General features: G+C 66.5%; 25 protein-coding genes. 13 read left to right on the top strand and 12 right to left on the bottom strand.

Annotation, left to right across the window (positions count from 1 at the left end; all coding sequences use genetic code 11):
• The first annotated feature begins 3 nt into the window (after positions 1–3).
• On the top strand, positions 4–879 hold the full coding sequence (locus tag ACSYAO_RS01770) for a cytochrome c oxidase subunit 3 (protein WP_049461908.1): 876 nt from the start codon (positions 4–6) through the stop codon (positions 877–879).
• Positions 880–899: 20 nt separating this feature from the next.
• On the opposite strand, the gene ACSYAO_RS01775 is transcribed toward ACSYAO_RS01770, so the two are convergent.
• Positions 900–1118 carry a twin transmembrane helix small protein gene (locus ACSYAO_RS01775; RefSeq protein WP_005412025.1) on the bottom strand — a complete coding sequence of 73 codons (219 nt, stop codon included), beginning with the start codon at positions 1116–1118 and terminating at the stop codon, positions 900–902.
• Positions 1119–1175: 57 nt separating this feature from the next.
• On the opposite strand from ACSYAO_RS01775, the gene ACSYAO_RS01780 reads away from it, so the two are divergent.
• The 6 genes from ACSYAO_RS01780 to ACSYAO_RS01805 all read left to right on the top strand — a co-directional run bounded on the left by ACSYAO_RS01780 (position 1176) and on the right by ACSYAO_RS01805 (position 7017).
• Positions 1176–1892, top strand: a complete 717-nt coding sequence (locus ACSYAO_RS01780) for an SURF1 family protein (RefSeq protein ID WP_049461907.1) — start codon at positions 1176–1178, stop codon at positions 1890–1892.
• Between the two features lie 109 nt (positions 1893–2001).
• Positions 2002–2571 carry a hypothetical protein gene (locus ACSYAO_RS01785; RefSeq protein ID WP_032129724.1) on the top strand — a complete coding sequence of 190 codons (570 nt, stop codon included), beginning with the start codon at positions 2002–2004 and terminating at the stop codon, positions 2569–2571.
• 10 nt (positions 2572–2581) lie between these two features.
• Positions 2582–3745: a COX15/CtaA family protein gene (locus ACSYAO_RS01790; RefSeq protein ID WP_049421194.1), complete on the top strand. Its 1164-nt coding sequence runs from the start codon at positions 2582–2584 to the stop codon at positions 3743–3745.
• 4 nt (positions 3746–3749) lie between these two features.
• Positions 3750–4643 carry a heme o synthase gene (gene cyoE / locus ACSYAO_RS01795; RefSeq protein ID WP_010484229.1) on the top strand — a complete coding sequence of 298 codons (894 nt, stop codon included), beginning with the start codon at positions 3750–3752 and terminating at the stop codon, positions 4641–4643.
• A 146-nt stretch (positions 4644–4789) separates the two neighbouring features.
• Positions 4790–5596 (top strand): hypothetical protein, encoded by an 807-nt coding sequence (locus ACSYAO_RS01800; RefSeq protein ID WP_049461906.1) that lies wholly within the window; start codon positions 4790–4792, stop codon positions 5594–5596.
• Positions 5597–6273: 677 nt separating this feature from the next.
• Positions 6274–7017 (top strand): hypothetical protein, encoded by a 744-nt coding sequence (locus ACSYAO_RS01805; RefSeq protein ID WP_132808923.1) that lies wholly within the window; start codon positions 6274–6276, stop codon positions 7015–7017.
• 117 nt (positions 7018–7134) lie between these two features.
• Here the strand turns inward: ACSYAO_RS01805 and ACSYAO_RS01810 are convergent, their stop codons facing one another.
• The 6 genes from ACSYAO_RS01810 to rpsU all read right to left on the bottom strand — a co-directional run bounded on the left by ACSYAO_RS01810 (position 7135) and on the right by rpsU (position 12282).
• Positions 7135–8106, bottom strand: coding sequence for a bile acid:sodium symporter family protein (locus ACSYAO_RS01810; protein ID WP_049421191.1), 972 nt, complete (start codon positions 8104–8106; stop codon positions 7135–7137).
• A 28-nt stretch (positions 8107–8134) separates the two neighbouring features.
• Positions 8135–8635 (bottom strand): fused DSP-PTPase phosphatase/NAD kinase-like protein, encoded by a 501-nt coding sequence (locus ACSYAO_RS01815; protein ID WP_049461904.1) that lies wholly within the window; start codon positions 8633–8635, stop codon positions 8135–8137.
• 27 nt (positions 8636–8662) lie between these two features.
• Entirely contained in the window at positions 8663–10402 is a 1740-nt protein-coding gene (dnaG, locus tag ACSYAO_RS01820) for a DNA primase (RefSeq protein ID WP_071227447.1), read from the bottom strand.
• A gap of 61 nt (positions 10403–10463) precedes the next feature.
• Positions 10464–11384: a YihY/virulence factor BrkB family protein gene (locus ACSYAO_RS01825; protein ID WP_049461902.1), complete on the bottom strand. Its 921-nt coding sequence runs from the start codon at positions 11382–11384 to the stop codon at positions 10464–10466.
• Positions 11385–11489: 105 nt separating this feature from the next.
• Positions 11490–11933, bottom strand: coding sequence for a GatB/YqeY domain-containing protein (locus ACSYAO_RS01830; RefSeq protein ID WP_005415013.1), 444 nt, complete (start codon positions 11931–11933; stop codon positions 11490–11492).
• Between the two features lie 133 nt (positions 11934–12066).
• Complete coding sequence (gene rpsU / locus ACSYAO_RS01835) at positions 12067–12282, bottom strand: 30S ribosomal protein S21 (protein ID WP_002808376.1); 216 nt, start codon at positions 12280–12282, stop codon at positions 12067–12069.
• Positions 12283–12448: 166 nt separating this feature from the next.
• Here rpsU and tsaD point away from each other — a divergent pair, with 166 nt between their 5' ends.
• Complete coding sequence (gene tsaD / locus ACSYAO_RS01840; RefSeq protein ID WP_049461901.1) at positions 12449–13474, top strand: tRNA (adenosine(37)-N6)-threonylcarbamoyltransferase complex transferase subunit TsaD; 1026 nt, start codon at positions 12449–12451, stop codon at positions 13472–13474.
• Between the two features lie 142 nt (positions 13475–13616).
• Here the strand turns inward: tsaD and ACSYAO_RS01845 are convergent, their stop codons facing one another.
• Positions 13617–14282 (bottom strand): hypothetical protein, encoded by a 666-nt coding sequence (locus tag ACSYAO_RS01845; RefSeq protein ID WP_049461900.1) that lies wholly within the window; start codon positions 14280–14282, stop codon positions 13617–13619.
• Between the two features lie 360 nt (positions 14283–14642).
• Between ACSYAO_RS01845 and folB the strand changes: the two genes are divergently transcribed.
• The 4 genes from folB to ACSYAO_RS01865 all read left to right on the top strand — a co-directional run bounded on the left by folB (position 14643) and on the right by ACSYAO_RS01865 (position 19307).
• Positions 14643–14996 carry a dihydroneopterin aldolase gene (folB, locus tag ACSYAO_RS01850; RefSeq protein ID WP_025878255.1) on the top strand — a complete coding sequence of 118 codons (354 nt, stop codon included), beginning with the start codon at positions 14643–14645 and terminating at the stop codon, positions 14994–14996.
• A 62-nt stretch (positions 14997–15058) separates the two neighbouring features.
• Positions 15059–16330 (top strand): mechanosensitive ion channel family protein, encoded by a 1272-nt coding sequence (locus tag ACSYAO_RS01855; protein WP_049461899.1) that lies wholly within the window; start codon positions 15059–15061, stop codon positions 16328–16330.
• Between the two features lie 128 nt (positions 16331–16458).
• The gene (locus ACSYAO_RS01860) at positions 16459–18633 is read left to right on the top strand and encodes a glycoside hydrolase family 3 N-terminal domain-containing protein (RefSeq protein WP_049461898.1); all 2175 of its coding nucleotides are present in this window, start codon (positions 16459–16461) and stop codon (positions 18631–18633) included.
• Between the two features lie 131 nt (positions 18634–18764).
• Entirely contained in the window at positions 18765–19307 is a 543-nt protein-coding gene (locus tag ACSYAO_RS01865) for a hypothetical protein (protein WP_049461897.1), read from the top strand.
• A 70-nt stretch (positions 19308–19377) separates the two neighbouring features.
• Here the strand turns inward: ACSYAO_RS01865 and ACSYAO_RS01870 are convergent, their stop codons facing one another.
• Complete coding sequence (locus ACSYAO_RS01870) at positions 19378–20547, bottom strand: PQQ-dependent sugar dehydrogenase (protein WP_049461896.1); 1170 nt, start codon at positions 20545–20547, stop codon at positions 19378–19380.
• Positions 20548–20715: 168 nt separating this feature from the next.
• Between ACSYAO_RS01870 and yiaA the strand changes: the two genes are divergently transcribed.
• Positions 20716–21168: an inner membrane protein YiaA gene (yiaA, locus tag ACSYAO_RS01875; protein WP_049461895.1), complete on the top strand. Its 453-nt coding sequence runs from the start codon at positions 20716–20718 to the stop codon at positions 21166–21168.
• Positions 21169–21220: 52 nt separating this feature from the next.
• Here the strand turns inward: yiaA and ACSYAO_RS01880 are convergent, their stop codons facing one another.
• The 3 genes from ACSYAO_RS01880 to ACSYAO_RS01890 form a co-directional block, all read right to left on the bottom strand.
• A complete protein-coding gene (locus ACSYAO_RS01880; RefSeq protein ID WP_049461894.1) occupies positions 21221–21550 on the bottom strand; it encodes a hypothetical protein in 330 nt (109 codons plus the stop codon).
• Between the two features lie 110 nt (positions 21551–21660).
• Complete coding sequence (locus ACSYAO_RS01885) at positions 21661–22962, bottom strand: APC family permease (RefSeq protein ID WP_049461893.1); 1302 nt, start codon at positions 22960–22962, stop codon at positions 21661–21663.
• Positions 22959–23720, bottom strand: coding sequence for a L,D-transpeptidase family protein (locus ACSYAO_RS01890; protein WP_049461892.1), 762 nt, complete (start codon positions 23718–23720; stop codon positions 22959–22961). The genes ACSYAO_RS01885 and ACSYAO_RS01890 overlap by 4 nt, the downstream gene beginning before the upstream one ends.
• Between the last annotated feature and the right edge of the window lie 7 nt (positions 23721–23727).

Raw genomic sequence — 23727 nt, forward strand, 5'->3', positions numbered from 1 at the left:
GACATGGCCCAGACACCGACCGATGCCAACGTGTACTTCGTCCCGGCCCAGAGCAAATGGCCGTTCGTGGGGTCCATCGCGATGATGGTGACCATGGTGGGCGTGGCCAGCTGGCTCAACGATGCCAGCTGGGGACGCTGGACGTTCTACATCGGCATCGCGATGCTAGTGCTGACCCTGTTCTGGTGGTTCAGCGACGTGGTGCGCGAATCGCAGGCCGGCAATTACAACCACCAGGTCGACGGATCATTCCGGATGGGAATGATCTGGTTCATCTTCTCCGAGGTGATGTTCTTCGGCGCCTTCTTCGGCGCACTGTTCTACACCCGCAACCTGGGCCTGTCGTGGCTCAGTGGCGAAGGCCGCGGTGTGATGACCAACGAGCTGCTCTGGCAGGGCTATTCCGCCGGATGGCCGACCAATGGCCCGGCGGCGATCGGTGGCACGTTCCAGACCATTCCGGCCTGGGGCCTGCCGCTGATCAACACGCTGATCCTGTTGACCTCCGGCGTGACCCTGACCATCGCCCATCACGCGCTGAAGGCGGGCAACCGTCGCCAGCTGCTGATCTGGCTGGGCCTGACCGTGGTGCTCGGCCTCGGCTTCCTGACCCTGCAGGCGGAGGAGTACATCCACGCCTACAAGGAACTGAACCTGACGCTCGGCTCGGGCATCTACGGTTCAACGTTCTTCATGCTGACCGGCTTCCACGGTGCGCACGTGCTGCTGGGCACGATCATGCTGATCGTGATGTGGCTGCGTTCGGCCAAGGGGCACTTCACCCGCGACAACCATTTCGGTTTCGAAGCCGCCGCGTGGTACTGGCACTTCGTCGACGTGGTGTGGTTGATGCTCTTCATGTTCGTCTACGTGCTTTGACCGCGCACGTATCGGTGGCCTCAGCCGCCGATGCCGTGCGGTTTTATCCAGCCCATGTAGATGCTCACGATCACCAGCAGGATCAACGCCACCGACACCGCGATGCGGCGGGTCAGTGCGTTGACCGTGCGCTTGGTCTGGCCGCGGTCGACCAGCAGGTAATACAGGCCGGCGCCCAGATTCCAGACGATGACGATCAGAAACGCGATTACCAGCAGGGTCTTCAGCGAATCACTCATGCGCGGCTCGAGGGCAGGGTGGATGCGCCTATCTGACCGCGTTTGCGCGGACTTGTCATGATGCGCCAGCACACGCGCGTGATCGGCTGGCTGTTGGCGGTGCTGGCGATGGCCGGTTTCAGCGCATTGGGGCTGTGGCAACTGCAGCGCATGCATGCCAAACAGGCAATGTTGGATGCGCAGGGTCCAGCTGTGGCGCAAGCGCTTCCGTTGTCGCAGGCCCTGGCGGCGCCCGGCGCCTTGCACGGCGTGGCCGACCACGGCCGCTTCCTGCCCGGCGTGGTGCTGCTGGACAACCAGACCCGGCATGGTCGCGCCGGGGTGAAGATCTATCGTCCGTTCCGCAGTGACGGAGGCAGCGTGCTGCTGGTCGACCTCGGCTGGCGCGCGCTGCCGCCGGATCGCACGCTGCCGGATGTGCCGGCGCCGCCTTCGCCGGTGGCGGTGCGTGGGTTATTGGCGCCGCCGCCGTCGGCGGGACTGGCACTGGGCCCGGCGTTCTCCGCTACCGATGAGGCCGGGCGTTGGCTGGCCAGCCGTTTGCCCGCCGAAGGCCTGGCGGCGGCGCTTGGCCTACCGGTATTGCCCGACCGCGTCCTGCGCCTGGACCCGGCACTGCCATTCGGCGACGAACGCGATCTGGACCTGCTGCCGAACACGCTGCCGCCGCAGCGTCACCTGGGCTACGCCGTGCAGTGGTTCGGCCTGGCCCTGACCGTGCTGGTGGTCGCGCTGGTGCTGGAGTGGCGCAGGAGACGTGCCGTGGCCCGGTAGTGCCGGCCGCTGGCCGGCATCCCCTCGGATTCCTGGATGCCGGCCAGCGGCCGGCACTACCGGGGCACCACACCCGCATCCCTTACCCAACCATGAGAAAATGCCCCGCATGAACACTGCTACGTCCCCGCAGGCGCGCGGCTCCGGCCGCCGGACCCTGGTGCTGCTGTTTGCCGTGTTCTTCGGTGCGATGGCACTGGCCGCCGTGCTGCGCTTCTCCGGCTGGCAACCGACCGGGCACCGCAATGCCGGCCAGCTGCTGAAGCCGCCGGTGGACCTGCGCCAGCAGGCGCCGACCCTGGCCAGCGGCCAGCCCTACGCCTGGAACCCCGAGGCCCGTACCTGGCGCCTGCTGGTGGCGCCGGCCGGTGCCTGCGACGCGCAGTGCGTCACTTTGTCGCAGGGACTGGGCAAGGTGTGGCAGCTGTTCGGCCATAACGCCGATAATGTCGAAATCCTGTGGCTGGGAACGCCACCGGCGTCGATCGCCTCGCTGCCCGCGCTGCGGCCGCTGGCTCCGTCGCCAGCACTGCGCGCGGCCCTGCCCGGCGTCGACGATCCGGCTGGCCTGCCGGTCTACGTGATCGATCCGAACGGCTTCGTGATCATGCGTCATGCCCCGGGCACCGACCTGGGTGGCCTGCGCAAGGACATGGCCACGTTGCTGAAACTGAAGTGAGTCCCGTTTGATGAGCCTTTCCGCGCGTCCGGCGCTGCACCGCAATTTCCACCGCCTGGCGTGGTTCGCCATGATCATGACCGCGAGCACGATCATGTTCGGCGCGTTCGTGCGCCTGTCCGATGCCGGCCTGAGCTGCCCGGACTGGCCGACCTGCTATGGCCAGGCCACCTGGCCGCAGCACGTGGAAGAGACCATCGGCCACCCGGCGGCGGAGATCCGCCCGCTGGAGACCCACAAGGCCTGGCGTGAGCAGGTGCACCGCTTCCTGGCTGGCGCGCTGGGCATCGAGATCCTGACCCTGGCCCTGTTGGCCACGCGCAAGCGGCGATTCGGAAGCACGGCGGTGGTGACCGCCTGCGTGCTGGTGGCCGCCGGCATACCGCTGTACATGATGGGCTGGCATGGCACGGCCAGCGTGCTGGCGTTGATCGGTGAGGCGATCCTGCTGATCGCCGCGCTGCGCTGGAGCAACATCGACCTGGCGCGCGCTGCATTGCTGACCCTGGCGGTGGTGATCTTCCAGGCCTTGCTGGGCATGTGGACGGTGACCCTGCTGCTCAAACCCATCGTAGTGATGGGCCATCTGCTCGGTGGCATGCTGATGTTCGGCCTGCTGGTGTGGATGGCCTGGCGCGCGACGCACATGCCGATCACGCTGGCCGAGGCGCCGAAGCTGAAGTGGCTGCTGCGCATCGGCGTGGCGGTGCTGGTCACCCAGATCGCGTTGGGGGGCTGGGTCAGCGCCAATTACGCGGCGCTGGCCTGCGGCGGTGGCAGCGCCTCGCTGGACAACTTCCCGCGCTGCGCCAACCAGTGGTGGCCGCAGCACAACTTCGTCGAAGGCTTCACCCTGTGGCGTGGCATCGGCGTGGATTACGAAGGCGGCGTGCTGGATGGCGCCTCGCGCATCGCCATCCAGATGGCACACCGCCTGTTCGCGGTGGTGGTGGCCCTCTACCTGCTGTGGCTGGGCGTGCGCCTGTTCCGGTTGCCGAGCATGCGTGGCTGGGCCAGCGCGTTGATCGCGCTGCTGGTGCTGCAGGTCACCCTCGGCATCCTCAATGTGAAGCTGGCGCTGCCGCTGGAAGTGGCGGTGGCCCACAACGGCGTGGCCGTTGCCCTGTTGTTCGTGCTGGTCAGCCTGCTGGCCCGCCTGCGTGCCCCGGACTGATTCCATGTTTTCCAATTACCGCCAGTACTGGGACCTGACCAAGCCCAAGGTCGTTGCCCTCATTGTCTTCACCGCCCTGGTCGGCATGGTCCTGGCCATCCCCGGCGTGCCCAGCTGGGAGCAGGTGCGCGCAGGCGTGCTCGGCTTCCTCGGTATCTGGCTGGCCGCTTCGGCCGCCGCGGCGATCAACCAGCTGCTGGATGCGCACATCGATGCGCAGATGGCGCGCACATCGTGGCGTCCGCTGGTGGTGGGCAAGGTCAAGCCGTGGCAGGTGCTGGTGTTCGCCGGCGTGCTGATCGTGTTGTCGATGGTCATCCTGGTGCTGTGGGTGAACCTGATCACCGCCGTGCTGACCTTCGCCTCGCTGATCGGCTACGCGGTGATCTACACCGTGTACCTCAAGCGTGCGACCTCGCAGAACATCGTCATCGGTGGCCTGGCCGGCGCGATGCCGCCGATGCTGGGCTGGGCTGCGGTGACCGGCATGCAGGGTTCGTCGGACTGGGCGTACTCGTCGCTGCTGGTGCTGATCATCTTCATCTGGACGCCGCCGCACTTCTGGGCGCTGGCGATCTTCCGCCGCGAGGATTACGCCAAGGCGGAAATTCCGATGCTGCCGGTGACCCACGGCGTGGTGCACACCCGCAAGCAGATCATGGTGTATTCGGTGGTGCTGGCGCTGGTCTGCCTGCTGCCGTACCTGGTGGGCATGAGCGGTGCGTTCTACCTGGGCGGCGCGATCGTGCTCAATGCGGTGTTCCTCTGGTACGCCTGGCGCATGCTCAATCCGCCGGACGAACTGTTCTCGATGAAGATGTTCTATTACTCCATCGTCTACCTGATGGCGCTGTTCGCCTTCCTGCTGGTGGACCACTGGATCCTGCCCTGGTTGTGAGGGGCTGCCCTTTGTAGAGTCGAGCCACGCTCGACTCAGGCCCGGTCTGATGGCGGGAGCATCCACGCACGGCGTGGATCTACTTGAACCGCGGTTGCTGCGTCGCCATTGCTGTTCCTGACCGCAAAGGAAAGGAAGGCGCAGGGATGCATTCGATCTTCCGTTGGACCACCGCGCTGCTGCTGGCGCTGGGTGTGGCCCTCACCGCGCATGCCGATGACACCGCCGCGCAGATCCGCCAGCATGCCGGTGAGCACCGCCTGCTGGTACTGGGCGAATTCCACGGCACCCGCGAGACCCCGTTGCTGGTACGCCAGCTGGTGGACGACTACAGCCGCAACGGCCCGGTCCTGCTGGCGCTGGAACTGCCACGCGCCGAGAACCCTGTGCTGCGCGACTATCTGGAATCCGATGGCGGGGCCAGGGCGCGCCGGCACCTGCACGGCCGCGCGTTCTGGACCGTGCGCGATGACCAGCATGATGGTCGCCGCAGCCGCGACATGCTGGCGATGATCGAAGGCCTCCGTGTGCTGAAGGCGCAGGGGCGCGTGATCGAAGTGGTTGGCTATGACGTCAATGCCAGCAGTGGCGGCAACCAGGCGCGCGATGACTTCATGGCAGCCGAATTGCGACGGCTCTATCGAGGGTTGCCAGACAATGCACGCATGCTGGTGCTGACGGGCAATGTCCACGCCATGCTGCGGCGGCCGGAAGGTATGCCGCCGGAAATGCAGAGGCAGCCGATGGCCTCCCAGCTGCGGGACCTGGATATCTACAGCGTGCGGTTGGGTGCGCTGCGTGGCCAGGCGTGGGCGTGCGCGGACCGTTGCATGGCGCGGCCACTTCCAGAGCAGGTGGCCACGGCGCCGCGGGTCGATGCCGATGCGAAACGGCCGTACGACCTGTGGGTGTGGATGCCGGAGTTGAGCGTCGGCACGCTGGTGGGCCCGTAACGGCAGGCAACCCATCCACGCATGGCGTTGATCTACTGGTGGTTCACGCCATCGGTGGGAGTAGAGCCACGCCATGCGTGGATGGGCTCTCACGGAACCCGGCGCAGCCAGTGTCGGGTTTCGCCCGGGAGGGCTGCAACTGCGCCCATCGACCAAGCCGTCGCGCTGTAGGGTTTTGCCGCGCTGTCAGCTTCCTGCACGCAAGGCGTCACAGATACCGACTGTTCCACCAGACCGGATCATCAACAGTAGATACACAGGTATTGCGGGATGACTCGCAATTCTGTGGAGCAATCAATGAGATGTCATGTTTCTCTGCCCATCGTTCTGTGTGCCGCGCTTACCAGCCTGGCTGGCAATGCGGCAGCAGAAATAAAAGCACTGAGTCGGGCCAACTGCATTGGATTCATCAACGAATCCGTGACCTATGAACGGCCCCAGTTTCGCAATTTTCAGGGGTCGGCCGTAACTAGGCACGTTCCCCTCGGGAACATTGAGCCGAAGCATGCTTTCGGTGCGCCTAACAATGGACTGTACTCCTGGCGATTTTACGCAGGCGATGGCAGTGATCCAGAACGAATGGTTGTTCACGGATATCACACATGGGTGCTGGGCGGACGCGTATTTACGCAACCCATGAGTGCGGTCGATTGCCAGCTTTCGGAGTGGTGAGCATCATGAAGATTCTTTGCTTTATCGCATTCTCGCTGGCCATGTCGATGTCAGCTCAAGCATCCCAGAATGAACCTGCTCCCGATGCGGTAGGGAGCTGGCTACACCAACGCGCCATGCAGGCTGCAATGCAGGAGGCCTCGGCAATGGGAAGATCGTCCGCCAGCGTGGGCAGCTACCAGATGGTGAAACTGGCAGACCTTGATGCCCCCCGAGAAGTGAAGCAGCAGCTTCGCGATGACATCGAACGATCCAACGGTGTCGTGCGGGTTGCAGCAGGGAGCATCCCAACGCAGGCCGAAATGCTGGCTGCCGTGCCGCGGACTCACCGCTCAACTCCAGAACTACGCCAGCGCCTGCCGCAGCCCCCCAGCAGGCTGGAAAGCAGCCTGCTGGGCGCAGCCGAGATGATTGGCATGGAGCCCAGTGGTGCGTTGGAGGGTGGAAAGTCCTCGGGCTTGAGCCGTTTCTACCGGCTGGAGGGTGTCGGCATCGTGGAGTTCAGCGAGAACAACTTCCTCGCTGCGGGCATGCAGATCGAGGTCATCGCGGAGGCGCAGAACACCGTGGTGGACGGCAAGCCCGCTCACCTCGGGAAGGTTGTGGATAGTGTCGGCCGTACTCGGGTTGAGCTTGCCTGGACGGGAGACAGCAAGACCTACAGTCTGACCGTCACGGGCGAGCCGGGCAGCGACGTGGAGCGCAACGCCCGAGTGCTGCACGACATCGCCGCGGCCATCGTGGATTAGCGGCGGCGTATGCGTCATCCACGCATGGCGTGGATCTACTGCGGGTTCACGCCATCCGCGGTTTGGTAGATCCACGCCGCGCGTGGATGGGCTCTCTACAAAAACCCGCGCGCCCAATCAGGGCGCGCGCTTCGCATACCGTTGCGCGATCACACCGCAGACGATCAGCTGGATCTGGTGGTAGATCATCACCGGCAGCACGATCGCGCCGAGGCTTCCACCGGCGAACAGCACCTTGGCGATCGGCACGCCGGTGGCCAGGCTCTTCTTCGAGCCGCAGAAGACGATGGCGATCTCGTCCTCGCGATTGAAGCGCAGGCGACGCGCGATGAAGGTGATCAGCGGCATCGCGATGCCCAGCAGCACGGCGGCCACGACCGCCACGGCCAGCAGCGAGAGCAGCGGCGTTTTGCTCCACAGACCCTCGGTGACGGCTTCGCCGAACGCCGAATACACCACCAGCAGGATCGTGCCCTGGTCGGTATAGCGCAGCAGCGCGCGCTGCTTCTCCACCCAGCCGGCGATCCACGGCCGCAGCAGGTGGCCGGCCACGAAGGGCACCAGCAGCTGCAGCATGATGCCGCCGATCGCATGCAGCGGGTCGTGCACGCCGCCGGAGGTACCGGCCAGTGCGGTCAGCAGCAGCGGGGTCAGGAACACGCCGAGGATGCTCGACAGCGAGGCGCTGCACACCGCAGCGGGTACGTTGCCGCGTGCCATCGAGGTGAACGCGATGGACGACTGCACGGTGGAGGGCAGGGTGCACAGGAACAGCACGCCCAGGTACAGCTCCGGCGTCAGCAGCCAGCCCGACAGAGGCTTGAACATCAGCCCCAGCAGCGGGAACAGGATGAAGGTGCAGGCCAGGATGGTCAGGTGCAGCCGCCAGTGCAGCATGCCGCCGATGATCGACTCGCGCGGCAGGCGCGCGCCATGCAGGAAGAACAGCGCGGCGATGGCGACGGTGGTGACATCGTCGAGCACGATGGCGGCGGCGCCCTTCATCGGCAGCAGCGAGGCCAGGCCGACGGTGCACAGCAGGGCGAGGGTGAAGTTGTCCGGTCGCAGGCGCGACCACCAGCGGGTCATGGTGGGCAGAGTCCTTGGTGCGGAGGGTTCAGGGCGAGGTGACCGGCGTGGCCAGGCGCTGGCGGGTGGCGGCTTCCAGCGACTTCAGGCCAGCACGCTGGCCCAGCTGAAGGGCCTGTTCGGGGCTGGCATGTTCGTAGCGTGCATTGACCAGGCCGAGCACGGCACCGGCGCGGTTGCCGGACGCACAGTGCAGCAGCACCGGCCCCTGGCTCTGCTGCAGGGCCTGGTGCACGGCACGGATGTTGGCCGCATCCAGGCCGTCGGCACCGGCCACCGGAATGCGTACGTAGCGCAGGCCCAGTGATTCGGCTACGCGGGTTTCATCAAAACCCCGGTCCTCGTCGGGCTGGCGCAGGTCGATCACGGTGCGCACGCCCTGTGCGGCCAAGGCCTGCAGCTGTGCGGCGCTGGGCTGGCCGCCGGCGTACAGGCCGGGGCGGACTTCGTTGAGGGGCGCGTCTTCGGCCAGGGCCGTCAGCGGCAGGCAGAGCGACAACAACAGCAGGCAGGTCAGGCGCAGCAGCATGGTCCTCTCCGTGAAAACGTTCTGCCGCTACAGGCGCAGTCCGGCGCGCGCCTTCAGCAGCTCGCGCAGTTCGTACTTGTCAGTATCGTCCAGGCCCTGCTGGCGCTGCTTTGCCAACAACTCCTCCAGACGTTGCACCAGCAGCTGTTTCTCCAGCTGGGCCACGGCGTCGTGCAGTTCCTGGGTCCAGCTGGCCTCGGTGCCAGGCAGTGTCTGCGCAGCCAGCGTGTGCAGTGATGCCTGTTCCTCGCGCCCGTCGAAGTGCTCCAGCAGGGCGCCGGTGCTGATGTCCGGGCGCTGTTCGACCAGTCCCAGCAGCTCCAGCAGCAGTTCCACGCCGGGCAGGCGCAGGCCCTGGAAGTGATGCTTGCCGCCCAGCGTCAGCGCCAGCGACGGCTGCTGCAGCAGCACGGCGATCGCGCCGCGCACCAGACTGCGCTTGGCCACGGGCTGGATCGTCCGCTGCGGCTGCCGTTGCGGCATCGGCGCGCGCGTGACCTGGGCAGTACCGCCCAGGCCGGTCAGCTGCGCCAGCTGCTGCTTCATCAGGTCGCCGAAGGCACCGTCGGGAATCTGCGCCAGCATCGGCTTGGCCCGCTCGGCCAGGCGTGCCTTGCCATCGAGCGTGCCCAGATTGATCTCGCGGGTCAGTTCGTCGAAGAAGAACTGCGACAGCGGCGTGGCCTGCTTCAGGCGCTCGTTGAACGCCTCGGCGCCTTCCTTGCGCACGATGGTGTCCGGGTCTTCGCCATCGGGCAGGAACAGGAAGAAGGCCTGGCGGCCATCCTTCATGCGCGGCAGCACCGACTCCAGCGCCTTCCAGCCGGCGCGGCGGCCGGCGGCGTCGCCGTCGAAGCAGAAGAACACATCCGGTGCGTTGCGGAACAGCAGCTCCGCATGGTCCGGCGTGGTCGCGGTGCCCAGTGTTGCCACCGCCTGGGTGACCCCGAACTGGAACAGCGAGACCACGTCCATGTAGCCCTCGACCACGATCAGCCGCTCGATCTTCTGGTTGGCCTGGCGCACCTGCCACAGGCCGTACAGTTCGCGGCCCTTGTGGAACAGCGCGGTCTCGGGCGAGTTGAGGTACTTGGGGCCGTCGTCCTTCTCGAACACGCGGCCGCCGAAGGCGATGACCCGGCCGCGGCGGTCGAAGATCGGGAACATCACCCGGTCGCGGAACTTGTCGTAGACGTGACCGCGATCGTTCTTGGAGAACAGGCCGGCGCGGTCGAGCAGCTTCATCCGCCGCTCGTCCTTGCCCAACGCATCGCGCAGGCCGCTGTAGCCATCCGGCGCGTAGCCGATCTGGAAGCGCGCGCGGTTCTCTTCATCCACGCCGCGGCCATCCAGGTAGCTGCGGGCCTTGTCGCTGCCCTGCAGGTTGCTCTGGAAAAACTTCGTGGCCGCCTCAAGCGCCGAGTACAGCTCGCGGCTGTCGTCCTGCTGCTGGGGGCTGCGCGGGTTCTCGCTGCGCGGCACTTCCATGCCGGCGCGCTTGGCCAGTTCATCCACCGCGTCGAGGAACTCGAGGCGGTCGTAGTTCATCAGGAAGCTGATCGCGGTGCCGTGCGCGCCACAACCGAAGCAGTGATAGAACTGCTTGGTGGGCGAGACCGTGAACGACGCCGAGCGCTCGTCATGGAACGGGCAGCGGGCGGCGTACTCCTTGCCCTGGCGCTTCAACGGCACGCGGCTGCCCACCACCTCGACGATGTCGGTGCGGGCCAGCAGATCGTCGATGAAAGCGTCGGGGATACGGGCCATGGGCAACAGGGCAGGGCGCGGTACAGGACCACGCGACGGAACCGGGGGCGGTTGCCCTAGTTTACCCCCTGTCGGGCACCTGGCTGGCGGTGGCCGGATCGATGCCGGCGGCGGCCAGGTGATGGCGCGCGCGCAGGCGCTCATCGATCACCGCGGTCATCAGCGCGCCAACGAAGAACACGACGGTCGCGTAATAGATCCAGACCAGTGAGATCACCAGCGCGCCCATCGAGCCGTAGGCACTGCCGGGGGCCACGGTGGCGATGTAGACGCCGATGCCGTAGCGGCCCAGTGCGAACAGTGCCGAGGTGATGACGCCGCCGATGAAGGCCTGGCGCCACGCCACGCGACGGTCGGGCAGGTAGTGGTACATGAAGGCGAAGCCGACTGCGTAAAGCAGCAGGCTGGTGACGTACCCCAGCGCGGGCAGGATCGAAGGCAGTTGCGCGAAGGCCACCTGCAGCACCGTGGTGGCGGTCATCGACAGGATCAGCAGGAAGCCCAGCGCCAGCACGACGCCGAACGAGAACACGCGCTTGCGCAGCCAGGCCTTGAGGCCTTCCAGGCGCTCGCCGCTGGTGCGGAAGATCAGGTTCAGTGCGTTCTGCAGCTGGGCGAACACGGCGGTGGCGCCGACGAACAGCAGCAGCGTGCTCCACACACCCGCCAGCGAGCCGACATCCGGCTGGTTGTCGGCGTTCCTCAGAACGGTTTCGGCCACGGTAGCCGCGCTGCTGCCGGCCACCGAGCTGATCTGGTCGATCAGTGCTTGCTGGGCCGGTGGGTACAGCGAGGCGGTCAGCCACAGCAGCAGCACCAGCAACGGCGCCATCGACAGCAGCGCGTAGAAGGAGACGGAAGCTGCTTGGGTCAGCACGTCGACGTCGATGAAGCGCTTGGCCACCGCCATCGGGAAGCTGTCCTGCAGGCGCTTGATGTACTTGTGCAGTGACACGTGAACGTTGGGCTCGGGTTCAACCATGTGTGCGGTTGTAGCAGGCGAGCGACGAAGGTGCGGTGAAGCGAGTGCATCAATGGGGTTAGAGCCCTTCCGCGTCGCGGAAGGGATCCGACCCCAAGTGCTGGATTACGCCAGCTGCTGCTTGACCAGCTTGGACACCAGGCCCATGTCGGCCTGGCCGGCGAGCTTGGGCTTCAGTGCGCCCATCAGCTTGCCCATGTCGGCCGGGCCGGAGGCGCCGGTTTCGGCGATGGCGGCCTGGATGGCGGCCACGATCTCGGCTTCGCCCATCTTGGCCGGCAGGTAGGCTTCGATGACCACGATCTCGGCGCGCTCGATCTCGGCCAGGTCCTCGCGGTTGGCGGCCTCGTACTGGCTGACCGAGTCCTTGCGCTGCTTGACCATCTTGTCGAGCACGGCGATCACGGCGGTGTCATCCAGTTCGATGCGCTCGTCCACTTCACGCTGCTTGATGGCGGCGTTGATCAGGCGGATCACGCCCAGCTTGTGCTTCTCGCCCGCCTTCATGGCGGCCTTCATGTCTTCGGTGAGCTGCTGCTTCATGCTCATGAGGAACCTCGTGGTGGTAGGTGGGGCGGGGCGGATGCCCGAACCCGGAAACGCAAAAAGCCGGCGACGCTCGCGCGTGCCGGCTTCGGCTCCATCGCGACAGGCAAGCCCGCCGCAATGAAGATGCGTCCGATCAGTACAGGCGCTGACGCTTGGTGACGTCGCGCGACGAGCGGCGCAGCTGACGCTTCACAGCAGCGGCGGCCTTGCGCTTGCGCTCCTGGGTCGGCTTTTCGTAGAACTCGCGCTTGCGGGTTTCGGCCAGCACACCGGCCTTTTCGCAAGTGCGCTTGAAGCGGCGAAGAGCAAACTCGAAGGGCTCGTTCTCGCGGACTTTGACGCTGGGCATGGAATCTCCGGGACACAGTAGAACCGGGTCACGCCCGGCGAGCCGCACATTATAGCGGCGAATAGACAAACTGCAAGCGGCCAACCCTGAATACGGGCCGGCGGTTCGAAAGCAGTGAGATCTGCACGTCCCCCGAGGGGGCGGCAGGGGCGTCATAATAGCAGGCATGCGAGTCCTTGGCATCGAATCTTCCTGTGATGAGACCGGCGTGGCGGTGTATGACACCGACCTGGCCGGCAGCGCGGCCCTGCGCGCCCATGCGGTCTACAGCCAGATCGCCCTGCACGCCGAATACGGTGGTGTGGTGCCCGAACTGGCCAGCCGCGACCACGTCCGCAAGCTGCTGCCGCTGGTGCGCCAGACCCTGGCCGACGCCGGTCTGGGTGTAGGTGATATCGACGGCGTGGCCTATACGGCCGGTCCCGGTCTGGTCGGCGCACTGCTGGTCGGCGCGGGCGTGGCGCGGTCGCTGGCCTGGGCGCTGGAGGTGCCGGCGGTGGGCGTACACCATATGGAAGGCCACCTGCTGGCCCCGCTGATGGAGGACGACCCGCCGGAAGCGCCGTTCGTGGCGCTGCTGGTGTCCGGTGGCCATACCCAGCTGGTGGCGGTGGACGCGATCGGCCAGTACCGCCTGCTGGGCGAGACCCTGGACGACGCGGCCGGCGAGGCCTTCGACAAGACCGCCAAGCTGATGGGCCTGCCGTACCCGGGTGGCCCGCAGCTGGCCAGGCTGGCCGAGCAGGGCACGCCGGGCGTGTACCGCTTCGCGCGACCGATGACCGACCGCCCGGGGCTGGATTTCAGCTTCTCCGGCCTGAAGACCCAGGTCCTGATGGCCTGGCGCGACAGTGACCAGAGCGAGCAGACCCGTGCCGACATCGCCCGGGGCTTTGAGGACGCGGTGGTCGAGACCCTGTCGATCAAGTGCGAACGCGCGCTGGAAGCGGCCGGCACCAACGTGATCGTGGTGGCTGGAGGTGTTGGCGCCAACAAGCGCCTGCGCGCACGCCTGCAGCAGATGGCCGAGCGTCTCGGCGGCCGTGCCTGCTTCCCGCGGCCGGCGTTGTGCACCGACAACGGCGCGATGATCGCCTTCGCCGGCGCGCTGCGGCTGCAGGCCGGCCAGTACAGCCCGCCGAAGGTGGATGTGACCCCGCGCTGGGACATGGCGACCCTGCCGGCGGTCTGAGCCCCCCGGCCGCGCGAACCGCTCGATCGGCGTTTGTAGAGTCGAGCTTGCTCGACTGGGCGCAATGACGGACACAGAGCAGTCGAGCAAGCTCGACTCTACAGGCAGGCCTCCGTAGCGCCGGGCCACGCCCGGCTACACATTACGGACGCCCTGCCAATGGCGACGCCGCCAACACCGTTGTCGCCCGCTCATGGCGCTGCAGCCAGCCCAGCGTATGCGGGCAGCGGGCGTGGATCAGCCGCCCGATCGCCGCCAGGTCGGCACCGATGTCGCGTTCCAGGATGGGTTCGTGGTGCGCGATGCGGTTGCGCAGGTGGCGAATGCGTCCGATGTCAGAGTGGATGGCTTTTCTGATGACGCTGGGATGAGCTGAGGGTGCATGCCGCAGAACTCCATTGAGTGCGGGTATCCATAGCGTGTCGTCGAAGCGACAGGTGAAAAGCTGCTGCCAGAACACCATCGGCAGCTTGGCGACGATTTCGGGTGTATCGGTCGTGCGGCCAGCAACCTGTTCCAGTGCTGCACGTGCGGAAGTACAGGACGAGGTTGGCAGCCTGCGTCGGAAGGCATCATTCCAGGGCCAACGCGGGCCATGCTGCCGGGCGAGCACGGTAGCAGCGGCGTTACGGGTGACCACTTCGCACAGATGGACCGGCATCATCAGTGCACCGCACATCCGCATGTTCCAGAGGTACAGGGATTCGGCCGTGACGTCGGGGCTGCAGGTCGATGCGATTCTCTCGTAAGTAGACAGACGCTCCGCTGACAACGCGCGCCGCAGTACATCGTGTGGAGCCATCGTCATGTGCGGTGGTGAAGGAGGGATCGATGTTCGCGAGAGTGGGCGGCGGCCACCATCAGGGAACGTCGTTGTCTGCGCGGCTGATTCTCTGCGTTTGACCTCGGACGACTACCTGATCTGCCCTGTCGGAATTGGCCTTGACCGGTGATCTCGTCTTTACCTAATCTGCGTGCCTGCGCCACCGGGACCCGCGGCTGTTCAACAGCTCCCCCCGGGGACAAACGGTAGTACCAAAGGGCCCTGCTAGCGGGGTCCTTTGTCTTTTCTGGAGCCGCGCCCCTGCCGGCCACTCACCGCCCGTTCCGGGCAGGCTCACCGTCGTGCCGTTACCATGGCCCCCTGTATTCGGGCTGGTTAAGCGCAATGGACAAGGTTTTCATCGAGGGGCTGACGATCGACGCCCTGATCGGTATCTACGATTGGGAACGACGGATCCGCCAGGACCTGGTGTTCGACCTGGAGATGGGCTTCGACAACCGTCGTCCGGCGGCCTCCGACGACATCGCCCACACCCTGAACTACAAGGCGGTCAGCAAGCGCCTGGAGCAGTTCGTGCGCGAGTCGGAATTCGGCCTGGTCGAAACCCTGGCCGAGCGCTGCGCACAGATCGTGCTGGACGAATTCGACGTGAAGTGGCTGCGCCTGAAACTGAGCAAGCCGGGCGCGGTGCGTGGCGCGCGCGCGGTGGGCGTGATCATCGAGCGCTCGCGGGACTGATCCGGTAGTGCCGGCCGCTGGCCGGCACCCCCAACAACAACGACAACGCAAGGAGACAACTGATGGTGGACGCGGTGGTGGCGGTACAGTGGCTGGAAAAGCTGCAGAACACACTGGAACCCTATCCCGGCGCCTACCTGGCGTTGATGATCTCGGCGCTGCTGATCGCTGCGGGCTTGGCCAACTGGGTTACCAAGCGCATCCTGGTGCGTGGCCTGCGGCGCCTGCTGCAGCGCCTGCCAGGTGCCGAGTCCGGGCGCGGCAGCCATCTGATGCGGGTCATCTCGCGCCTGTCCAACGTGGTGCCCAGCCAGGTGATCGCCTCGGGCATCACCCTCATTCCCGACCTGCCACCCGGCCTGGTCAACGTCATCATCAAGCTGTGCATCGTATGGGCCGTGCTGACGGTGTCGATGGCGTTCTCGCATGCGCTGGACGCGGCCAACAGCCTGTACGAACGCAAGCCCGATGCGCGCAACAAGCCGATCAAGGGCTACCTGCAGGTGGTCAAGATCGTGGTGTTCGTGGCCGCCGGCCTGTCCATCATCGCCACGCTGCTGGGGGTGAAACTGGGGCCGTTGGTGACCGGCCTGGGGGCGGCCACGGCGGTGCTGATGCTGATTTTCCAGGACACCATCCTGTCGCTGGTGGCCAGCGTGCAGATCAGTGGCGATGGCCGTGTGCGCATCGGCGACTGGATCGAAATGCCCAGCCAGAACGCCGACGGTGACGTCATCGATATCGCGCTGCACACCGTCACCGTGCAGAACTTCGATAAGACCATCACCACCATTCCGACCAAGAAGCTGGTGACCGAGTCGTTCAAGAACTGGCGCGGCATGCAGGAGGCCGGTGGCCGCCGCATCAAGCGCGCGCTGTACCTGGACCAGCACAGCGTCGGCTTCCTGGACGAAGGCGACTTGGCCTTCCTCGGCCAGTTCGCGCTGCTGCGTGATTACCTGCAGGAGAAGGAGCAGGAGCTTGGCCAGTGGAACGGGCGCCTGCGCGAGCAGGGCGTGGCCGAGGTCAACAGCCGCCGGGTGACCAACCTGGGTACCTTCCGGGCCTATGTGGAGCGTTACCTGCGCAGCCACCCGGGCATCCATACCGACATGACCCTGCTGGTACGCCAGCTGCAGCCGACCACCGAAGGCCTGCCGCTGGAGCTGTACTGCTTCACCCGCAGCACCGCCTGGGGCGAGTACGAGGCGGTGCAGTCGGACATCTTCGACCACCTGCTGGCGATCCTGCCGGCCTTCGGCCTGCGGGTATTCCAGGCCTCCAGCGACGCCATGTTGATGGCCGGGCAGCGCCAGCTGGCCGGCTCGGAGTAAGCTGCGGTGCCCCCGGCGGGGCCATACGGACCCCGCTGGTGGCTGAAACTGAATGAACAAACCCCTCGCCAAATCGCCCGGGATCGCTAGAATGCCGGGCTTGTAAACGTTTTCATCAAGGACTGCCGGTGGCCTCCGATCGCATCGAATCCCTCATTGCCCAGATGACCGTCGAGGAAAAGGTCGGCCAGCTGGGTGTCTTCGCGGACATGGTCCGCCCGTTCGCCCCGGACGTGAACCCGGAAGCCAACGTGCGCAATGCCGACCAGGTGCTGCAGCAGGTGCGCGAGGGCAAGGTCGGCTCGCTGTTCAATGGTGTGGGCGCCGAACTGGGCCGCCGGATCCAGCAGGTCGCCACCGAAGAGAGCCGCCTGGGCATCCCCGTGATCCTGGCGGCCGACGTCATCCACGGCATGCGTACCGTGTTCCCGATTCCGCTGGGCGAGGCCGCCAGCTTCGAGCCGGAGTTGGCCGAGCGCACCGCGCGCGCCACCGCCATCGAAGCGACGGCCGCTGGCCTGCACTGGACCTATGCGCCGGCCGTGGACATCGCCCGCGACCAGCGCTGGGGCCGTGGCGCCGAAGGTGCCGGTGAGGACGTGGTGCTGGGGTGTGCGTTCGCCGCCGCCCGCGTGCGTGGCTTCCAGGGCAGCGACCTGCGCGCCGCCGATTCGCTGCTGGCCACGCCGAAGCACTTCGCCGCCTACGGCGCGGTGATGGCGGGCATGGAATACAACATGGTGGACATCTCGCCGCAGACCCTGCGTGACGTGCATCTGCCGCCGTTCAAGGCCGCCTTCGATGCGGGCGCGATCACCGTGATGTCCTCGTTCAACGACATCAACGGCGTGCCGGCCAGTGCCAATGCCGAACTGCTGACCGACATCCTGCGCGGTGAGTGGAAGTTCCCGGGCGTGGTGATCTCCGACTACACCGCCGACATGGAACTGGTCGCGCACGGCTATGCCGCCGATGACCGTGATGCCACTGCCAAGGCGTTCACCGCCGGCCTGGACCTGAGCATGCAGAGCGGCTTCTACGCCGAACACCTGCCGGGCCTGGTCGAGAGCGGCGAAGTGCCAATGGCGGTGCTGGATGAAGGCGTGCGCCGCATCCTGTGGCTGAAGGAAACCATCGGCCTGTTCGACGACCCGTACCGTTCGCTGGACCCGGCGCGCGAAGCGGATACCTCGCACATTGCCGCACATGACGCACTGTCGCGCGATGCCGCGCGCCGTTCGATCGTGCTGCTGAACAACCGTGACAACGTACTGCCGCTGCAGAAGACCGGGCAGAAGATCGCGCTGATCGGCCCGTTCGTGCAGGACCGCGAGAACATTGAAGGCTGCTGGACGCTGTTCGGCGACAAGCAGCGTTACGTGGATCTGGAAACCGGCGTGCGCGCCGCCATCGGCGATGAAGCGCTGCTGGAGATCGTGCCGGGCTGCGAACTGGAAACTGCCATTCCGGGCGGCACCGAAGCCGCCGTGGCGGCCGCGCTGCGCGCCGACGTGGTGGTGCTGGCGCTGGGCGAACCGCAGCGCTACAGCGGTGAAGCGCAGTCGCGCGTGGAGATCACCCTGCCGCCGGCACAGCAGGCACTGGCCGAGGCGGTGGCGATGACCGGCAAGCCGCTGGTGGTGCTGCTGCGCAACGGCCGCGCGCTGGCACTGCAGGGCGCGGTGCGCAACGCGCACGCGGTGGCGGTCACCTGGTACCTGGGCACGCAGACCGGCCATGCCGTGGCTGATGTGCTGTTCGGCGACTACAGCCCGTCCGGCCGCCTGCCGGTCAGCTTCCCGCAGGTGTCCGGCCAGCAGCCGTACTTCTACAACCACCCGCGCACCGGCCGCCCGGAACTGCCGACCATGTCGGAGTTCAAGGCTCGCTGGCGCGAGATCCCGAATGAGCCGCTGTACCCGTTCGGCCACGGCATCGGTTACACCACCTTCGCCTACGGCGTGCCGCAGCTGAGTGCGGCGCAGCTCGGCTGGGACGACACCCTGACCATCACCACCACGCTGACCAACAGCGGCGACATGGCCGGCGAGGAAGTGGTGCAGCTGTACATCCACGACCGCGTGGCCAGCCGCGTGCGTCCGGTGCGTGAACTGAAGGACTTCCGCAAGGTGGCACTGCAGCCGGGCGAGTCGGCCGAAGTGGTATTCACCCTGACCCGCGAGCAGCTGGCGTTCACCGGCCGCGACGGCGTGCTGCGTGCCGAGCCGGGCCAGTTCGACCTGTGGGTCTGCGCCTCGTCGGCAGCAGGCGAAGCCGTGCAGTTCGAGCTGCTGAAGGCCTGATCGAAGAAAAAGGGGACGGAGGGGATTAAGTCGTTTGTGCCACTAACGACTTAATCCCCTCCGTCCCCTTTTTGTTGTCCTCACCGCGGCGGCGCTACCATCGGTGTTCTTGAACCGATGGATGTCCGCGCATGCGCACGATCGCTGTGTTGATTCCCGCCCTGTTGCTGGCGGCCTGTTCGCAGCCGGCACCGCCGGCCGAGCCTGCGGTGGACGCACCGCCGCCGATGGAGGCCAGTGCTGCGGCAACGCCTGCGGCACCTGCCGCTGAATCCGCTGCTTCGGCACCGACCGCGCCCGCAGCGGAAGCGACTACCGAAGACGCACGTGCGCGTATCGAGACCCTGCTCGGTGATGCCGCGCAGTACGAGAAGGTGTTCAACGCGTTCAAGACCGCGGTGGTCGGCGGTGATCGCGCTGCGGTGGTGGAGGAAGTGCGCTTCCCGCTGAATATCGCTAACGGAAGGAAGATCACCGGCCCCGGTGAGTTCCAGCGCAACTACGAGAAGATCATCACCCCGGCGGTGGTCAAGGCGGTGTCCGAACAGGACTTCGGCAAGGTCTTCGTCAACCAGCAGGGCGTGATGATCGGCGATGGCCAGGTGTGGTTGAACGGGCAGTGCCTGGACCAGGCCTGCACGAAGACCGAGGTGAAGGTCATCACCATCCAATGAACGCAGACGGCCCCGCGTGCGGGGCCGTTGCGGGAAAACGTGCCGGCCAGCGGCCGGCACTACCATCCTGTCAGGTTTTCGGGGTGAGCTTCAGCAGGCGCGCCTTGTTGCCATCTTCCAGCAGCCACAGGGCGCCATCCGGGCCCTGTTCCACTTCGCGGATGCGCTCGCCCATGTTGAAGCGTTCGGCTTCGCGCGCGCTGTCACCATCGAAGGCCACGCGCACCAGCGAGGTGGAGGACAGGCCACCGATGAAGCCGCTGCCCTTCCACTGCGGGAACAGGGTGCCGCTGTAGATCACGAAGCCGGCCGGCGAGATGACTGGCGTCCAGGTCACCTTCGGGGCGGCGAACTCCGGGCGGGTATCGTGGTCGGGAATCGGGCGGCCGTCGTAGTGGTTGCCGTTGGAGACGATCGGGTAGCCATAGTTGGCGCCGCGCACGATCAGGTTCAGCTCGTCGCCGCCGGCCGGGCCCATCTCGTGGGCCCACAGCTTGCCGTTGGCATCGAAGGCCATGCCGAGGATGTTGCGGTGGCCCAGTGACCACACCTGCGCGGCCACGCCGCCCTGCGAGGCGAACGGGTTGTCGGCGGGCAGGCTGCCATCATCGTTGAGGCGGATGATCTTGCCGAGGTTGCCGCCCATGTCCTGTGCCGGATCGAACTTCTGGCGCTCGCTGGAGCTGATCCACAGCTTGCCGTCCGGGCCGAAAGCAAGGCGATGGCCGTAGTGACCTTCACCACTCACCTTCGGGCTCTGTCGCCAGATCACCTTCAGGTCCTTCAGTTGGCCGGCACCGTTGGCATCCAGCGCCAGCGTGGCACGGGCCACGGCAGCGCCGCGGGTGTCCAGCGTGCCTTCCTCGGCATAGCTGAGATAGACCACGTGGTTGCTCGCGAATTGCGGGTGCAGGATCACGTCACCGAAGCCGCCCTGGCCGCCGTAAGCGACCTTCGGAACGCCGGTGATCTCGTGTTTCTGGCCACTGGCCAGGTCCAGGTGCTGCAGCTTTCCGCGCTTTTCGGTGACCAGCAGGCTGCCATCGGGCAGGAAGGTCATTGCCCACGGCTGGTCGAAACGACTGATTTCGGATGCGGTGAACGGTCGCTGGTCGGCAGTGGTGGAGGCTGCGGACGCTGCGGTCTGGGCCCCGTTGGCGGCCGGGTCGGCGGCATTGCAGGCGGAGGTGGCAAGGATCGGCACCAGGCCGAGGGCGAGCAGCAGGGGCGTGCGGGTCATGGGTATCTCCAGTGCGGGGATGCGGATGGCCGGGCTGTCCCTTGTATACCACTGGCGTCGTGAGCGTCGTGGCCCGAAGGTCCTGCGACCCCTGTGCGAGCGCGGCGGGATCGTCTAGGGTGGGCACGCCCGGGCAAAGCGTGCCCGTCTGCCTGCCAAGGATCTGCAATGAACACTGCCATGCCCCACAAGCCCTCCACCGCCTTCATCGCCGCCTCATGGGTGGCCCTGCTGCTGGGTGCGGCGGCCTACCTGATCGGTCTGTTCAACGCCACGATGGCGCTCAACGAAAAGGGCTACTACCTGACCCTGCTGCTGTTCGGCCTGTTCGCGGCGGTGTCGCTGCAGAAGAGCGTGCGTGACCGTGTCGAGGGAATCCCGGTGAGTGGCCTGTATTACGCGCTGTGCTGGTTCGCATTGCTGTCTGCGCTGTTGTTGCTGCTGGTTGGCCTGTGGAACGCCACCCTGGTGCTGAGCGAGAAGGGCTTCTACGGCATGGCCTTCGCGCTGTCGCTGTTCGGTGCGGTGGCGGTGCAGAAGAACACCCGCGACCTGATCGCCGCCGGTGGCGGTGAGAGCAAGCGCAGCACGGCCGTGCCGCCGCTGCCGGAACAGGAGTGATGCAGCAACGGTAGCGCCGGGCCATGCCCGGCGTTGCCGCATATCGGATCCGTCAGGGGCCGCGTGCCAGGCGCGGTTCCACCTGCCGCGCTTCCTCCCAGCCACGGCGAACGGCACTGCGTGCCTGCGCCCACTCCAGCCGGCTCTTGCCTCGTTCACTGGCCCAGCGTGATTCCAGCTCGCGTTCCACTTCCTCGTAGGCGCGGATCACGTCCTGCGCACGTGCGGCGTGGCCGATGCGGTAGGCCGGCTCGTAGTCCTCGAAGAACAGCTGGTCGTCGTAGTACGGCTCGGCCGTGTAGCGTTCGCGCCAGTAGTTACTGACCGCATCGCGCGGTGTGCTGTCGTCCGGTACGCGGCCGGGAATCTGGTACTCGGTCATGGAAGGCTCCGTTGTGGACGAAGCCTGATCATGCCTGCGTGGCGGTTAACGGCCCGGTCCGGCAGCGTGATCACCAGATCAATCCGCCGGGCATGGCCCGGCGCTATCGGTCATCCGGCGTCGGCATCTTTTCGCGGCAGTTTGTAGATCACTGCACCAATGGCGAACGCCACCAGCGCGGCGGCGATGTTCTGCCAGCTGGCACTGGCGAACAGCGCAACGCACAGCAGCAGCGCCAGCACCGGAATAAGCGGGCCGCCCGGCAGCTTCAATGCACCGGGGCGGTCGGCATAGCGCTTGGCCAGTACCAGCACTGCCGCGGCGGTACCGATGTAGGCGAACAGGCGCGTGGTCATCGACAGCAGCGCCAGCTGCACGAACGAACCCGACAGGGCCAGGCCGAGTGCGATCAGACCCTGGCACAGGATCGACGCGGCCGGCGTGTAAAAGCGCGGATGCACCTGGGCCAGGATCTTCGGGCCGTAGCCATCGCGGGCCAGCGCGAACAGGAAGCGCGGGCCCATCATCATCGTGTTGCTGTTGGTGCCGAGGATGGAGATGGTCGCGCCGATGGTCAGGATCAGCGCCAGTGCCTCGCCACCGAAGCCGGCGGCGGCATCGGCCAGCGGCGTGGCCGAGCTGGCCAGGCCGGCCAGCGTGCCCTGCGCCACCACCTGCACCGCGCCGTAGATGACGGTGACGGTGATGATCATGGTGATCAGGGCGAATGGAATATCGCGGCGCGGATTACGGTACTCGCCGGCGGCCGCCGGAATGTTCTCGAAGCCGGCGTAGGCGTACAGCAGCAGCAAGGCGGCTTCGCCCATGCGCTGCAGGTCATGCGGGTCCGGGCGCTGGCCGGAGAAGGCCAGTTGCGGATCGATGTAGAACGCACCGATGGCCACGAACAGCAGCAGCGGCAGCATCTTGCCGATCACCAGCACCACGCCGGTGCGCGCGGCCGAGCGCACGCCGATGATGTTGACGCCGGTGAGGAAGCCCAGCGACACCACGATCACCGCGATGCGGCCCATGCCGGCGCCGGCCCACGGCCAGAAGCGCGCGACCGCATCGGCCAGTGCATTGCTCAATGCGGCCGCCGAGCTGATGCGGGTCAACCAGATCATCCAGCCGATCTCGAACCCGGCGAATCGCCCGAACGCCTCACGGGCATACAGGTAGCTGCCACCGGGTTCATCGAAGTAGCTGGCGGCCTGCGCGTAGCACAGCACCAGCAGGGCAACGACGATGCCGGCGGCGACCACGCCCCACAGGCTGAAGGGGCCGAGCAGGGCGACGGTGGCGGCCGGCAGCAGGTAGATGCCGCTGCCGATCACATCGTTGATCGACAGGCCGACGATCTGCCAGCGGCTGACCGCGCGCTGCAGCTGCGGTTCGTCCTGCGCGCTCAACGGGCGTCTCCGCTCAGTGCGGGCAGCTGCCACTGTGCCTGCAGGCGCTTGTACTCGGCGCGCGGCAGCAGCACGAAGCGCGGCATATCCTGCGGGCGCAACCAGTCCAGCAGCGCCTGCATGCGTGGCTGCGGCATGGCGGTGCAGCCAGCCGTGGCCTCACCGGGCGCGCGCCACAGATGGGCGAAGATGCAGCTGCCCTTGCCGGGCTGGTTGTCCGGGTTATGGGCAATCACGAAGCCTTCCTGGTAGCGCACGTCGCCCTGGTTGTGAAGGTCCAGCCGCATCGGCTCGGTGGAGCCCTTGACCGCGGCGCTGCCGACCTTCTTTTCATCCACGATGCGGTTGTAGAACGGAGAGCCGGACACATCCATGCAGTAGCTGCTTTCAAGCATGGGCTGGTAGGCCATCGCGGTGCCGGGGCGGGTGATGGCATAGCCGAAGGCGCTGCCGAGCGCGAACACGCCGGCCGGGCTGCGGCCATCGCCTTCCTGCTTCTGCGGGCCGTCGGCCTGTGCCGGATGCAGGCCCAGGCCCCAGGCGCTGCCGGTACGGCCGAGCGCCACCGGGAACGCCTGTCCATGCGCGTGCCAGCCCTTGCCATCGCGCACATAGGCCTGCAGCTGGCCCTCGGTGCTGTCCCAGCCATCGCTGGTGACCACGATCAGCTGGCGCGCACCATCCAGCGGCGCCGCGTATACGGACACCGCTGCAGCAAGCAGCAGCGCAGCGGTAGCGAGGCGGACCAGCGATTTCATCAACGTG

This window comes from Stenotrophomonas sp. STK16_22, assembly GCF_051984505.1.
Classification (GTDB): Bacteria; Pseudomonadota; Gammaproteobacteria; order Xanthomonadales; family Xanthomonadaceae; genus Stenotrophomonas; species Stenotrophomonas maltophilia_A.